General features: G+C 51.7%; 9 protein-coding genes. 7 read left to right on the top strand and 2 right to left on the bottom strand.

The genetic code is table 11. The annotated features are described in order from the left end of the window. The coding region (locus KQJ18_RS14690) for an efflux RND transporter permease subunit (RefSeq protein ID WP_216422189.1) at positions 1–1036 on the top strand (1036 nt) is incomplete at its 5' end. A 52-nt stretch (positions 1037–1088) separates the two neighbouring features. Here the strand turns inward: KQJ18_RS14690 and rclR are convergent. Beyond that, entirely contained in the window at positions 1089–1943 is an 855-nt protein-coding gene (gene rclR / locus KQJ18_RS14685; protein ID WP_069323111.1) for a reactive chlorine-specific transcriptional regulator RclR, read from the bottom strand. Between the two features lie 235 nt (positions 1944–2178). Here rclR and rclA point away from each other — a divergent pair, with 235 nt between their 5' ends. From rclA to KQJ18_RS14655, 6 genes are all read left to right on the top strand, one after another. Continuing rightward, a complete protein-coding gene (gene rclA, locus KQJ18_RS14680) occupies positions 2179–3504 on the top strand; it encodes a reactive chlorine resistance oxidoreductase RclA (protein ID WP_121528727.1) in 1326 nt (441 codons plus the stop codon). A 168-nt stretch (positions 3505–3672) separates the two neighbouring features. Continuing rightward, positions 3673–3903 (top strand): reactive chlorine resistance periplasmic protein RclB, encoded by a 231-nt coding sequence (gene rclB / locus KQJ18_RS14675; RefSeq protein ID WP_038643060.1) that lies wholly within the window; start codon positions 3673–3675, stop codon positions 3901–3903. Positions 3904–3914: 11 nt separating this feature from the next. Beyond that, a complete protein-coding gene (gene rclC, locus KQJ18_RS14670) occupies positions 3915–4475 on the top strand; it encodes a reactive chlorine resistance membrane protein RclC (protein ID WP_038638553.1) in 561 nt (186 codons plus the stop codon). 568 nt (positions 4476–5043) lie between these two features. Next, positions 5044–5739 (top strand): pilus assembly protein PilZ, encoded by a 696-nt coding sequence (locus KQJ18_RS14665; protein WP_085047572.1) that lies wholly within the window; start codon positions 5044–5046, stop codon positions 5737–5739. A 21-nt stretch (positions 5740–5760) separates the two neighbouring features. After that, positions 5761–6342 carry a LuxR family transcriptional regulator gene (locus KQJ18_RS14660; protein WP_170973229.1) on the top strand — a complete coding sequence of 194 codons (582 nt, stop codon included), beginning with the start codon at positions 5761–5763 and terminating at the stop codon, positions 6340–6342. Between the two features lie 99 nt (positions 6343–6441). After that, positions 6442–7209, top strand: coding sequence for an EAL domain-containing protein (locus tag KQJ18_RS14655; RefSeq protein WP_038638561.1), 768 nt, complete (start codon positions 6442–6444; stop codon positions 7207–7209). A gap of 144 nt (positions 7210–7353) precedes the next feature. Here the strand turns inward: KQJ18_RS14655 and KQJ18_RS14650 are convergent. Then, a partial coding sequence (locus KQJ18_RS14650; protein WP_216422188.1) for an autotransporter outer membrane beta-barrel domain-containing protein occupies positions 7354–15447 on the bottom strand: 8094 nt, incomplete at its 5' end.

Below are 15447 nucleotides of genomic sequence, written 5' to 3'. Positions count from 1 at the left end.
AGCCAGAACCGTGCCAGGCGTCGCCTCTGCGTTAGCTGAGCGTCTGGTAGGGGGACGCTATCTCAACGTGGATATTAATCGTGAAAAAGCGGCTCGTTATGGCATGACCGTTGGTGATGTACAGCTGTTTGTGACCTCCGCTGTGGGGGGCGCGATGGTGGGCGAAACGGTAGAAGGGATCGCGCGTTATCCTATCAACCTTCGCTATGCGCAGAGCTATCGCGACAGCCCGCAAGCGCTGCGTAATCTGCCCATTCTGACCCCTATGAAACAGCAAATCACGCTGGCTGATGTGGCGGATGTCACGGTCGTTTCTGGGCCGTCAATGTTAAAAACAGAAGATGCGCGACCCACCAGTTGGATTTACATCGATGCCCGCGATCGTGACATGGTTTCGGTGGTGAACGATCTGCAAAAAGCGATCGCGGAAAAGGTACAGTTAAAGCCGGGGACCAGCGTGGCGTTCTCCGGGCAGTTCGAACTGCTTGAACGCGCCAGCCATAAGCTCAAATTGATGGTGCCGATGACGCTGATGATTATTTTCGTCCTGCTTTATCTGGCTTTCCGTCGCTTTGGCGAAGCGCTGTTGATTATCACCAGCGTCCCCTTTGCCCTGGTAGGGGGCATCTGGTTCCTCTACTGGATGGGGTTCCATATGTCGGTCGCGACCGGAACCGGGTTTATTGCGTTGGCCGGCGTGGCCGCAGAGTTTGGCGTGGTGATGCTGATGTATCTGCGTCACGCCATTGAAGCAGAGCCTGCGCTGGAAAACCCGCAAACCTTTACGGCGGATAAACTGGATGAAGCGTTATATCACGGCGCTGTACTGCGCGTGCGCCCGAAAGCGATGACCGTGGCGGTGATTATCGCCGGTCTGTTGCCCATCTTGTGGGGGACGGGAGCCGGGTCAGAAGTGATGAGCCGCATAGCCGCGCCGATGATTGGCGGCATGATCACCGCGCCGCTGTTGTCGCTATTCATCATTCCGGCTGCGTATAAGCTGATGTGGCTGCACAGGCATCGCAAGCAAAAGTAACCTTCTCAATCATACGCCTGTCTTCGGTTGGTACCCCGAAGCAGGCGTAGCTCTATGCTTCCAGCGCTTTCACGCGTTTGCGGTACTCGCCCGGCGTACAGCCGAATTCGCGTAGAAAGACTTTATAAAACGATGACTCGCTGGCGTAGCCCACCGATTCAGCTACCACAATCAATGGTTGCGATCCGCGTGACAACATCTGAGCGGCGAATTGCAGGCGCAAAGTGGTTAACACTGCCATCGGTGTGGAGTTTGACACTTCACGGAATAATTGCGCAAAGCTGGCCCGCGACATGTGTACGCGCTTCGCCAGCTCTTCGACGGTCCATGCAAAGGACGGTGATTCGAGCATCAAAAACACCACAGATCCGAGTTTGGGGTGCAGCAGTAAATTCAACACGTTTTGTGCGGGCGATGCTCTGGTTAACCACTCACGAACGGCTAAGGCGAACAGCGTGGCGCATTGTTGGCTGCATACAGCGCTGGAACCCGGCAGCCCACTAATGGATTCCTGTTGCAATAGCGCAATCACGGCCTTGAGCCAATGGCTGACGGGACTCTTTTCTTCAGGCGCCAGAATCAGTGCTTCCGGTAGCGCGGTTAAAAAATAGCGTGAGGTGGCGTGCAGTCGCAGGCTACCGCAAACGATATGCGTTTGTTCATCCCCTGACTGGCAAAGTCGATGGGCGGAGTTCTGCGGCAGGATAACAAGAGTCCCTGGCCGCAGGGTGAAAGATGTCCCGTCAGGCATGTCAAGTTGGGCTGCTCCCTGAGTGACTGTATGCCAGCGGATAACGGATAGCTCGCCCGCCGCATGCGGCAGTTGCCAGTTTCTGCTCAACAAACAGTTTTGATCGATCGAGCCTTGCGGGTCGTTAAGCATGAGTAATCGACTAAGGGCATCCATGAAGACTCCTGGGCAGTTTTAATCACTATTGGTTTGGTGGAATTATCTCGTCAAGTTTAAATTAAAGTAATACCTTCAAGGTGTTAATTTATTATGCTTATGTGTTTCATGAAAAGAGGTTAAAAGTGATTTAGACGATTTAGCAGTAATAAGCGCGTTCTGGATACATTTCCCTTGTCTGGTTACCCCTATACTTCAGTTCAACAAATGAACAGTGACCAGGCGGAGAGAGAGCATGAATCAGTATCAGGCGATTATTATTGGATTTGGCAAAGCGGGTAAAACGCTGGCAGCTACCCTGGCAAAAACGGGCTGGCGGGTGGCGATTGTTGAACAGTCGAATACCATGTATGGCGGGACATGCATCAACATCGGCTGTATTCCAACCAAAACCCTGGTACATGACGCTGAACTTCAACATGATTTTGCTGCGGCGATGCAGCGCAAGGCTGCCGTTGTCAGTTTCCTGCGCGATAAAAACTTCCATAATCTGGCCGACCTGGAAAATGTCGATGTGATCGACGGTCGTGCTGAGTTTGTCGATAACCATACTGTGCGAGTCGTGCAGTCAACAGGCGCGATTGAGCTAAGCGGCGAGAAGATCTTTATTAATACCGGCGCGCAGTCAACGGTTCCAGACGTGGAAGGGTTAACCACCACACCGGGGGTGTTTGACAGCACCGGGCTGTTGAATTTGACGCAACGGCCTGAGCGTCTGGGAATTTTGGGTGGCGGTTACATTGGTGTGGAGTTCGCATCAATGTTTGCTAACTTCGGCAGCAAAGTTACCCTTTATGAAGCCGCTCCGCTGTTTTTAGCCCGTGAAGATCGGGATATTGCCGAAGCTATCGCCAGGATTTTACGCGACAAAGGCGTTGAGATTATCCTTAATGCCAACGTACAGGCGGTTTCGTCCGGGGACGGCGCGGTACAGGTGAAAATGCCGGGAGGCGTCCAGACCGTGGATGCGCTGCTGGTGGCATCGGGCCGCAAACCGGCGACCGAAAACCTACAGTTGCAGAAAGCGGGTGTGGATGTAAACGACCGCGGCGCCATTATTGTGAATAAATATTTGCGTACCTCGGCAGATAATATTTGGGCAATGGGCGATGTTACCGGGGGGTTGCAGTTCACGTACATCTCACTGGATGACTTCCGCATTGTGCGTGACAACCTGTCAGGCGAGGGGAGACGTCACACCGGCGATCGTCAAAATGTACCGTATTCCGTCTTTATGACGCCGCCGCTTTCCCGCGTGGGGATGACCGAAGAACAGGCTCGCGCCAGCGGTGCTTCTGTGCAGGTAGTCACGCTGCCGGTCGCGGCGATTCCGCGTGCGCGAGTGATGGATGACACACGCGGCGTACTTAAAGCGGTGGTGGATAGTGAAACGAAACAGATATTAGGTGTTTCGCTATTATGTGTGGATTCACATGAGATGATTAATATCATCAAGACGGTTATGGATGCAGGATTACCCTATACAACCTTACGCGATCAAATATTTACCCATCCGAGTATGAGTGAATCATTAAACGATCTCTTTTCTCTCGTTAAATAATAAAAGCGTAGTCTGCATGTTTGCCCCACCCGTGTGGGGCTTTTTTTGTCTTTTTAACGGCTGGATACTCATTGACAGTTATTCTGGCGTCCTGGATGAAATAAAATAAATTGGCATGTTTTATTATATTGCCACTGAAATCACTGTTTAATGGAAATAGGAATGAACATGTTTAAAACTACGTTACTAATGACCGCGTTACTGACTGCACCGGTGACATTTTCCGCATTGGCGCAAACCGAAGTTGTCCATGTTAGCGTGTCTGCCATATCTGGTGCGCCTTCCGAGATAGAGGATGCTATTGCGAAACTGGCGCAGGAAAATAATGCAACGTCCTGGAAAATCACCTCAATGCGCATTGATGGCAGCACTCACGCAACGGCAATTTTATACAAGTGAGGAGAGCCTGCATGGAAAAGTATCTGCGTTTACTCAGTAAGGGCGATAAAATTGGATTGACCTTAATTCGCCTGAGCATTGCAATTGTTTTTATCTGGATTGGGTTATTAAAATTTGTACCTTACGAAGCTGACAGTATTACGCCATTTGTTGCTAATAGCCCGGTAATGTCATTTTTTTATGAACATCCAGAAGAGTATAAGCAGCATTTAACCCACGAAGGTGAGTTTAAGCCACAGGAGCGTGAATGGCAGGCGGCGAATAATACCTATACATTCTCCAATGGTCTGGGCGTAGTCGAAGTTCTTATCGCTTTATTGGTGCTGGCAAATCCTGTTAGCCGTTGGTTGGGATTAATTGGCGGCATACTGGCATTTGCTACGCCGATTGTTACCTTATCCTTTTTAATTACCACACCAGAGGCATGGGTAATGCCGTTGGGCGATTTACATCATGGTTTTCCGTACTTGTCCGGGGCCGGGCGTCTGGTATTGAAAGACACGCTAATGCTGGCGGGAGCAGTGATGATCATCGCAGACTCATCTCGATCAATAATTAAGCAGCGGTATTGAATTTTTAACGTTGTACCCTCTGTAAGGTAGCAAGCCACTCTAGTTCTATTCGGTATTTGCCGGGCCAGCAGGATGCTGGCTTTTTTCTGACTTAAGGGAAATTTATTTAATATATAAAATGTAATTATTCACTTTATAACAATCACGCGTCAGGCTGTATTGGTAGTTAATGATATGAAGATGTAAGCATCATACGCACTGACGACAAAAGCGCGACAACCTGCGCATTGCCCAACCATCCCAACACCTTCATTTTTCTTTGTTTTTTTCTGTGCAATTCTTGCTATTTGTTATCTCAAAACAGCATCTTAAATAAAATTATTATTCATTTTTGTTATAGTTAATCCATAAGTTCGCGTGGTTTTAAGCGCGGCTTAAGCTAGAATTATCCTGATTAAATGATTTTACGTATCAATAATTGGCTAAAGATAGTTAAAAACTTAATTTTTAACCAACTGTCTGACATGGAATCCACTATGGTAATTAAGCACCAGGGCGGATGCTGATCTCGCGTTTTTGGGTAACCAAAAGCGGGACATATCTTAAATATGGAAATAAGGGTTTTAGAATGAGCTTTGGATTAGCAAAGGACAACAAGTTTGAAATCATCGCTATCCTTCGTGAAGAGCTGCACAAGAAAACGAAACTGGAAGTCTTATGCGAAAACAGTAGCGTTATCACACAGCTAGAGAAGGTCGATTTCGAACGGTTTGTCATCTCCGGCCATGAAGAGATTGTGCCTGAAAAGGTCCAATACTTTATCCTGCACAGCGAAAGCGGGATTGTAAAATTTAGTGCCAGATTTGAACAAACTCCACCCGCAGGTGCGGAGGCAGGATTATCCTACCTCATCCCGGATATGATTTTCTTTGCCCAGCAGCGACAAAATCAGCGTTTTTCCTTCCTGAAGGGTTATGACTTTTTCTGTTTTGGTCGTTACAAAAACGGAGAAAACTACTCTTTCAGGATTAAAAACATCTCTCAGGGTGGCTGTGCGTTAATTGTTAAAGATGTAAATACCCGCTTTGTTTATAAAGATGCGGTGATTAAAAATGCCTCACTGGAGTTTGATACGTTTGGCAGTTTACAGCTGGATTTAAAAGTGATCGATGTCGTCACGATCAATGAGTTTGATGAGGATAATCAGTTGTACTCCTGTCATCAGATCTCGTGTGAGTTCGATTTTAAAAATCGTCGTGAAGAGGCTGAAGTCGAGAAAATTATTATCAAATTTTTAATGAGTAACAAGATCAGAAGCTTATAAGGAGCGGTAAACAGGATGTTGATGTGTGGCAATGATAATTTTGTGGGCAACGGTATGTTCGCCTACCTGACCAGCAAACATGTACCCGTACAAACATTCCAGTTTGAGGATATGTTGCATCAGTCATCATTATGTCAGCATCAAACCATGATTTTTAATATCATTAATAATGAACAACCGTGTTCAGACGTCGTACAGTTTCTGAATAAAAATCGATTCAAGTTCTATAATAACGTCGTAGTCATTGTAGCTGACAGTTTGGTGGCGAAATTATGCGTGGAGTTATTATATATTGAGAAAGCAATAGTGTTGACTGAGAAATCTTCACTGCGAGATTTCGGTCAATTGGCGACGTTGTCAGTCGGGAAATGGAATCCCCGGCTGTATCGTTCGCAGAAAAGGTTAACCGAAAGGGAACAGCAGATCCTGAGTTTGCTGGTAAGTGGCTATACCGCTAAAGAAATTTCTGAGTTAGTGAGCCTTAACTATAAAACCATTCAGGCTCATAAAATGCGCGTCGTCGCCAAGTTGGGACTGAATAATACTTCTGATTTAAATAAATTAATTGTCAGATTCACCCATCGGATGTCTTTTTTACCCTAGTCTGGTGATTCTTTTCTGATGTAAAACATATCATAGTAGATATAATTCGGGAGCGATGCTGACTGGTTTTAAATTTTATGATTTGTAGAGGTAGAGGGAATGTTTAATTCCAACGAGGTGCTCACCGCGCTTGAACAGGCATTGAATACCAGTCAGTTTTATATGGTTTATCAGCCCATTTTTAATTTGCACACTCAGCAAATTAGCGGATTTGAAGCATTAATGCGTTGGAACAGCCCTCAGATGGGGATGATCTCTCCCGATATTTTTATTACGTTATTGGAAGACAGTGGCAATATCATTTCAATTGAAGACATGGTTACCCACACCCCCTGGGATGTGGCGACGTCCTGGCCCGATCCTCTTGTATTATCAATCAATATTTCCGCACTTGAATTTTGTGACCCTCTCTTACCGCAACGCGTCAGACGTAATCTCACCCTCTGTGGACTACCGCCTTATCGATGCCAAATTGAGGTTACGGAAACGTCACCACTGCGCGACAGCCAGATAGCGGTTAACAATATGCTGGAGCTAAAGGAGATCGGGGTTAAACTCGCTCTTGATGATTTTGGTACCGGTCACGCAAATCTTAATTATCTGCTGAAGTATCCTTTTGATACCCTAAAAATTGATAAGGAATTTGTTGCTGGCATTGAGCCCGATACCCGATCGACAAAGATTGTTGAGGGCATTATTTCACTGGCGCACAATTTTGGTATTGAAGTTCTTGCTGAAGGGGTGGAAACCCAGTCCCAACTGGACCGTTTAACGCAGATTGGTTGTGACAAAATTCAGGGCTTTTTCATTTCTCCGCCGGTGTTAGCAGAAGAAATCCCGTTACTCCTGACGCAGTATAATCATTAATCCCACCTTTTTACGTTTCCCAAGCCCTTGATTGTTCTGCGTTGTCGTTAAGTTCGTAGGACTGATAAGCGTAGCGCATCTGGCAGCCCTGAAAGGCAAAAAAAAGCCCCCTGCAGAACAGAGGGCTGGTGAGTTTATGACTGCTTAGAACGATTTCTTAAAGCCAATGGAAGCATTGATCGGTGCTTCAACTTGCGACTTACTGCCACCGTTGCTGAATTGCGTACCCAGTTCACCGTAGACCTGCACGTTTCTGTCGATTGACCAGGACAGACCGGCCGCAACTTCGGTGCTGGAGTACTGCTGTGAGGATTCGAGCGTGGTGGTGGCGACCGCATTGCTAAAGTGCGTTTTGTCTTTTGAACCCAGACCCTGCCAGACGTTTACCCTGCCATACGGCTGGAATTTGCCATGGTTGGTGTCATAGTCAGCAACCAGACGTACGCCCAGACGGGCGGTAAAGGAATCAGCGGTATCCATTTTCACTTTCGTTTGGGTCACACCATCAAGCCGACCATTATCAAAATCGCTGTATTGGTAGATTAACTGAGCCTGAGGTTCCAGACTCCAGGCGCTTGAACCCAGACGGAACGATTTACCCACCTCCGTTGACGCCGTCAGCGTGTTGCCTTTGACGGTATAAGAACCGTTGTTCCCGGTCGCCGCCAGGCGAGATTTATGGTTACCGTACTGCAGGACGTTATCAACATACATCCCGTCGCCCGAGAACCAGGTGGCGTAACCGCCGACGTAAAACGCATTGTCATCGATGTTTCCGCCTTTGCCGTCGCTACCCGTCTTTGTGCCTTTCACATTGCTGTCGATGTCAAGGATGCTGGTATACATCCCGGCTTTCCAGCTTTCGTTAGCATACATATCGACGCCGACCTGGATACCCATAGTATGGGAGCTGGTTTGCGTCCCGGCCGCATCGTCCAGTTTGGTTTTACCGGAGTAACCAAGCATTCTCGCCCAGGCGCGATTATCTTCATCAATGCCCGGTTTAACCTCGTCGCCCATACGTTGGTGCATGTTACCCAGCAGACTAATGTCACCCTGACGCACGACGCTGGCAAGGCCTGAATACAGCATGGTTTCCGGACGATATTCGCTTCTCAGATACCAGTTTTCCCCCTGACCCTGAGCATTGCCCGCATGCAGTTGGTACTCAAACGCGCCTGCTGCCATACGATCGGCGGCCAAGTGGAAGGCGTCGCGCGACGTTTGCGCGGTGGTGGTAGCGCCATTGAGGGCCGTGACCACCTCGATACCATCCCCGACGGTCGGTGCGCCGAGGCCAGAACCATCAACGTCCAGCAGCGTACTCCCGCTGGCTTTACCGCCATCAATAATCAGACGGTCGGCAATACCTGCACCGCTACCATTCTGAATGGCCGCCATGTTGATGATCCCTTTTTCGCCGACGTAATCCCCTTTGACGGTTAACGTTGTGCCAGTCTGCTGGCCGATGAGCGAGACATCACCGCCGTTGCTCAGGCCTGCGACGGTCTGGTTGTATCCCTGCGTGTTCAACATGGTGTCAGCGACAACGTAGTGGTGTGACGCGCTACTCAGGGTGTTGGTATTACCCGCCTGCAGTACGCCGTTGGCAATCAACGTTGCGCCGCTGTAGCTGTTTTCACCTTGCAGTTCCGTAATACCGCTGCCGGTCTGGTGCAACTGGCCTTTACCGCTGATATTGCCCGTTAACGCCAGGGTATCCGCGCGATCAACCTTGAGTACGCCGTTATCAACGATATCTCCCTGAATGCTGCCGATGTTACCGCCATTACCCAGCTGTAAAACGCCTTGTTCGATGGTAGTGCCCCCGGTGTAGGTATTATCCAGCGTCAGGGTGAGGGAGCCTTTACCGGTTTTGGTCAGATGACCATTACCTTCGACTTCCGTCAGCAGGGAAACGTTATGTCCGTTGGTATCGAATGTCCCGCCACCGGATTCCAGCGTCACCTGACGGGCGGTATCAAATGCTTCGCCATACTTCAGCGTACCGCCGTTGAAGGTAATACCCGTCTCCGGCGCGCCAAGGTTGGTATCACCCGCCACCTGCAACGTACCTGAGGTGATGGTGGTTCCACCGCTGTAGGTATTGTCGCCAGTAAGTATCAGCGTCCCGAGATCGCCTTTATTCAGGCCGCCGGTACCGCGGATCACGCTGTCGATAGTTGCGGTGTAGTTTACGCCGTCTACCGTGCCATCGCCGACGCGAATCAGCGTGTTCGCTGTGTCGGTGGTAATGGCCTCACCACCCACGCGATAGCCATCGGTGGCGAACTGTGCGCCGCTGATGATAACGTCGCCTTTGCTGTTATCGACGGTGACGTTGCCAGCTTCACCCTGGAAGACGGCGAAGGCGGCATCGGTAAACGGTGCGTTCAGCGCGCCTTCTGGCGTGGATTCATCCGTGGTCCAGTTGTCGTTACCCTGGCTGGATTGCCAGATACCGTCGCCGCCGTTGATGACGCCGTTGTTTTTCAGCTCGCCATTCTCACCGCCGGTGCCGTCCCAGAAGCGCAGCGTCAGTCCGGCATGGTTGACCAGGTTAACCTGGTTGTTAACCGAGGTTTGCACGTACAGGCTGTCTGCGGCTTCCGGCGCGTTGGCAATGTCCATCACATTGTTGGTCAAGGTGCCGGTGTAGTTGATGACGCGGTAAACGCCCACGTCAAAGCTGCCGCCCGGAGAGGTCTCGATATTGAGCTTACCGTCGAGCGTCAGGTCGCCATTCACATCAATCAGGTCGTTGAAGGCACCGCCTGGGGTATAAGCCTGACCAAACTGATAATCCAGTTGGGCGTTATCACTCAGCGTCAGTGAACCGGTGGTCAGTTTACCCACGCTGTTGATGGCGGCGCCAGCTGTAATATGACCGTCGTCCAGCACGTCAACCGCGCCGCCGATAATACCGTTCCCGCCGAGCGTCGCGCCGGATTTAACCGTTACCTGACCGGTCGCGGCAGACTGGTTGCCGTTGACCAGCAGCACGCCCTCATTGACGTCCGTGGTGCCGGTGTAAGTGTTATCGCCTGTCAGCGTTAAGGTGCCGTCACCGATTTTCACCAGACTACCGTCGTTACCGCTGATAATGCCGCTGATGGTGTCATCAAGTTGCAGATTCCCCAGCGACAATGCTTTATTGCCCAATTCGACATTCCCCGCGCCGGACAACGAGCCGATAGAGGTTGCGCTGTCGACCGTGCTGATATCGACCTTACCGCCCACCAGGTTTTTAACGACGGTATTTTCCGCCATCGCCAGGTCGGCAAAGGTCATCAGTCCGCTGTTATTCACGCTGGCATTGCCGCCGCTGGCATTCTCTTCCAGAGCCAGCGTACTGTCTTTTGCCACGTTAACCGTCGCGTTGCCTGCGGTGGCGTTGTCGGTTAACAGCGCTTTTGCAGCGCCAGTCAGGTTGAGTTTGGCGCTTGCGGCGGTGACATTATCCGCCAGCGTTAACAGGCTGTCGGCGATGTTCATGGTCAGGGATTTCAGACTGGTCTCTGTCCCGCTGACATTGAGCGTCGCCCCCTTATTGACGTTCACGGTGCTGCTTTCATTGCTACCAAAGGCCCCGGTTTTGCTGACGTTGACCGTGACATTGTTGGCATTACCCGTACCGGCGATTTCGGTATCGCCTTTGTAGCTGTTGGCGCGATCGAGCGACAAGGTGCTGCCCGCATCGCTTGAGCTGCTGGTGACTTTCAGTTTACCGTCGCCGGTAATCTCACCGGCTGGCGTGAAGTGGCGCGAATTGAGGTCAAACACCGCCGCGTTATCACTCGCTCCCAGCTCGATAGTGCGATTGCTGGTCAGGTCCGCACCCATCTGCAGGGTGGAGCCGTTGTTAATAACCAGATCGGTTCCGCTTTGGCCGAGGTTGCTGTCAGAGGAAATCTGCAACGTACCGCCATCAATGCGCGTGCCGCCGCGATACTCGTTATCACCGCTGAGGATCAGACGACCAAGGTCGGTTTTCACCAGCGTCAGTTTGTCAGTCGTGCTGGCTTCGCGGATCACCGACTCAATGGCCGCGGTATAGTTTTGACCCGCGCCACCGGCGCCAACGCGCAGCAGCAGTTCACCGGTGCCTGGCGTCTGGCCTGCATGGGTCGCGTTTTCTGTGGTGGCATACGCGTTAAGCGCATCACCTTTAACGATATAGCCATCGGCGTCAAACTGCGCCCCGGAGAAGTTAACTTCGCCCGCGGCGTTATCCACGGTAACGGTTCCGCCTTTGGTGGTGAAGACGGCAAAGGATTTCTGCGCCCAGGGGGCGTTACCTTCACCGGTTGCCGTGGTCCAGTTGTTATCTCCCTGGCTGCCGATCGCCATCCATTTGCCATCGCCGCCGTCAATTTTGCTGTTGCCTTCAATCCCCGACGCGCCATGGCTCTGATTGACGGTTGCGCCGTCCCAGAACTGCAGGGTAACGCCGTTGGCGTTCACCAGGTTGACCTGTTTGTCGATAGAGGTCTGGACAAAAATATTACTCTTATCCTGGCTGTCCGGTATTGCGCCCAGCTCCAGCGTCTGGTTATCCAGCCTGCCGCCATAGTTATAGATACGATATACGCCCGGACCGAAGTTACCGCCCTGTGAAGTGGTAACATCCAGGGTTCCGTCAAGCTGCAGATCGCCTGCGACGTTGACCAGATCGTTTAGCGCACCGCCTGGCGTATAAGCGTTGCCCAGTTCGAAAGCGGAGGTCGTTTTGCTGCCAAGCTGCAGATTACCGTTAATGGTGAGCGTACCTGCACCGCCATCACCCGCGCTGAGGGTGGTGGCATCGTTCATCAATACATTGCCACCGATAATGCCATTCCCGCCAAGTGTGGATGTGCCGCTGACGGTCGTTGCGCCGCGCGCCGCGCTTTGATCGCCATTCACCAACAGCGTACCGTTGGTGACGGTGGTATCGCCGGTATAGGTGTTATTGCCGTTCAGACGGGTAATACCGCCGCCGATTTGTTGCAGCGCGCCGATGCCAGAGATCACCCCGTTGAGCAGGACGTTGTTGGCGCGGTTGATCGCCAGCACGCCATTGTCGATGATGTCAGATACGGCGCTGACTTCGCCCTCATTGCCGCCGTCACCCAACTGCAACGTACCGGTTTGCGCGATGGTGGTAGAGCCGGTGTAGCTGTTGTTGGCGGTAAACACCGTGGTGCCGCCCGCCGCACGTTCAAATTTCCCGTCGCCGCTGATGATGCCACGATAGATCTGCGCCGCTGACGCATCTCCCAGGGTATCGAAGATAACCCTGCTGCCTGCGCCCTGGGTCGTCACATCGTAATCGCCAATGCTGGCGGCAGTACTGGTCGGCTCAATGTGATCGCCGGTGCGCAGCGTTGCGCCATTGTTTACGGCAAGGGTTTTGCTCGCCAGACTCAGGTTTTCAACGATGCGTACATCCGCGTTTGATCCGCTGATGGTCAGGGAATCCCAGCCGGTGCCAATGTTGGTGCCGGTATTCAGGTTGTCGCTGGCAAGCGTGCCAATCTTCGCATCTTTCGTATTGGTGAAGGTGAGGGCATTGCCCGTACCCGCAGCGGTAATGATGTGGCGCGTTTTATCCAGTATTACATTGCCGATGTTGGCTTTATTGTTGCCGCCAGTGCCAGCGAAATTCACTTCGCCCGCATAGGAACCGCTGCGCCAGTTGAAGGTATCTCTGCCTTCGCCGGTATTGATTACGCCGCTGGTGATACCGCCGCTGATATCAATGGTGTCATTGCCTTTACCAGACTGAATAGCCACTGCCGTGTTGTTGATGGCCTGAAGGGTACCGGTATTGGTGATTTTTTTCTTGCTGTCACCGCTGGCGTCAATCACCGGTGAGGTCGTGCTGGCAGAAATAATCTTCCCGCTGTTGGTTAATGCGCTGACGTTTTTCGCGATGATCGCAGAACCGCCTGCGCTGTTATGTACGTTGATGTCGGCACTGGTCGTGACCTGGCCATCCGTGTTGGCGCGGATACCGCTGCCTTCGCTGTTTCGCACCTCAACGGTATAGCCTTTGCCGATGGTCAGATCGCCCGTCACCGCGTCGCCATTGCGCTGCTCAAAGGCGAAACCGGTACCTTTACCGTTGACGTTGAGGATGTTGTTCAGGCCATCGTTCATGGTCAGCGCGACGCTGGTGCGGATCCCAGGACCATCGTTGGAATCGATAGTGACATCACGCAGTGTGATATTGGTGTTGTTGGCATCGTTTTGAATACCGGCACCAGTACCCTCAGCGCGAATCATCACGCTTTGCGCGGCCAGCGCGCCTGCACCCTCGGCCAGACGAATACCGTCAGCAGATCCATTAGTGGTAATGCTGTCGCCAGTTTTACCGTTGATCAGCAGACTGGCCCCCTGGGTCAGCAGAACGCCAGCAGTACCATCATCAACCTGAATTTTGCCCAGCTTACTAATCTGCGCGTTAGAGCCTGAGGCGCGTACGCCGATGCCGTTGCTGACATGCAGGGCGCTGGAGGAGTTATTGGTTAAGTTCCCGCCTTGTTGCACATCAACGCCGATGCTGTCGACGCTGGCCAGATCGATGATCGATTTGGTATCGAGGAGCAGGTTGCCCAGATTTCTCGCCACATAGGCAATAACCTTGTTGCCGCTGGCTTCAGAGGTAATCTTCGCGTTTGAGGTGAGGGTGGTGCTCGTGGCATTCCCCTGCGTGTCGCCATTCAATTGATGCGCCTGACCATCCACCACCCCGGCAACGGTGCTTTCACCGGTTAAATTGATGGTGGTTTTATCGCTGATGGTACCGTTGGCGCCGCCTTCGATGACCAGCGCTGCGGAGTTGGTGCCCTTAACGGTAAACGTCGCTTCCCCGGTATCTACGCTACTGCCTGCGCCGGTGGCGAGCACGCCAACAGAATTGTTGCCGCTGAGCGTCAGATTCAGGTCAGAAGTAGACTGATCTTTCGGGTTAGTCGTATTACCGGCCAACAATGCGCCATTGGCGATACGGAAAATAGTGGTGCGATCCTGACCATTGTCATTCATCACCGCCTGCCCAATATTGGCGGTCGCGCCTTTACCATACAGGTAATAACCAATCTGATCGGTGTTGTTGAACGCCGGGCTACTCAGACTATCGACGTTAGCGATGGCGTTATCACGCACGTGTACGCCGATGTTACCTGCCTGATTCAGGGTGATATCAGAATAGACATTGACCGTTGCCTGACCGTTGGTGCCGCCTTCTGCCCAAATAGCATAGTTTCGGTTACCGACGCCGCCGTCACCGTCTACCACGATAGAACCAGAAGCGCTGGTGGTGACTTCGGCATTTTTCTTATTGGCGCTGACGTGGATCCCGACGTTATTGTTGCCATTAACGTTAATTTTGCCGTCATTTCTAATGATCTGACCATTCTCTGCGCCACTGTCACGCACAGTAATGCCGTAGTTCTTGCTGGTGCCTCCACGGCCATCGCCATTGATTGCGATAGTGCCAGTATTCAGCACATTACCTGTTGCATTGCCGATCAGGATCCCGGCGGCGTTACGTATGCCGACGCCAAGGGTGATGAGACCGTTGTTAATCACCTCTTTGGCGCTTTTGGTCATGATACCGGCGCTTGGGCTGGAACCGCCTGGCAGTATGGCATCCTGGGAGGAATTATTAGCATCGCGGCCAAGGTAAATAGAGGCATTCTGGGTGTTGGTAAATGTGGCGTTGTCCGCGACTTCTACGCCAAAGGCGGTGCCGTTACCAAAGGGGTTATTGTTTTTGTGTCCGTTGACGATATTGATATCGCCGTTATTAGTGCCTTGCGCGTCGTTGGACAACTGCATACCAATGGCCAGCGTCAACGAAGTCTCGGGATCGTCTTTACTCCAGGGATCGGCAGCAGAAGCGGTACCGAAGTTATCGGTAGTAATCGCCTGGTTGATTGTGCCTTCGTTGGTAATTACGCTGGCGCCTTGCCCCTGCATGCCAAATGCACCGTAGCTGTTGACGTTTTGGTTACCGTCCTTATCAATAAACAGCCCGGCGTTAATCGTTCCGTGGTTGGTTGCCGTCGCATCTTTCGCCAGCATGCCAATTGCCAGGCTCTGGCCGGTAGAGGTACGCAATGCGTTCAGTTCGCCCTGGTTAGTGATAACCCCGCCGTCAATGGCTTTCATCACGCCATTAATACTGCCGTCTACGGCGATCATCGCATCTTTATTCAACGTACCGGCGGTACCTGCGCCGTTGGCATAGAT

The organism is Citrobacter sp. S55_ASV_140 (assembly GCF_018919505.1).
GTDB lineage: Bacteria > Pseudomonadota > Gammaproteobacteria > Enterobacterales > Enterobacteriaceae > Citrobacter > Citrobacter werkmanii.
Note: the sequence above shows the minus strand (reverse complement) of the source record. Positions and strands in the feature narration are given on the sequence as shown.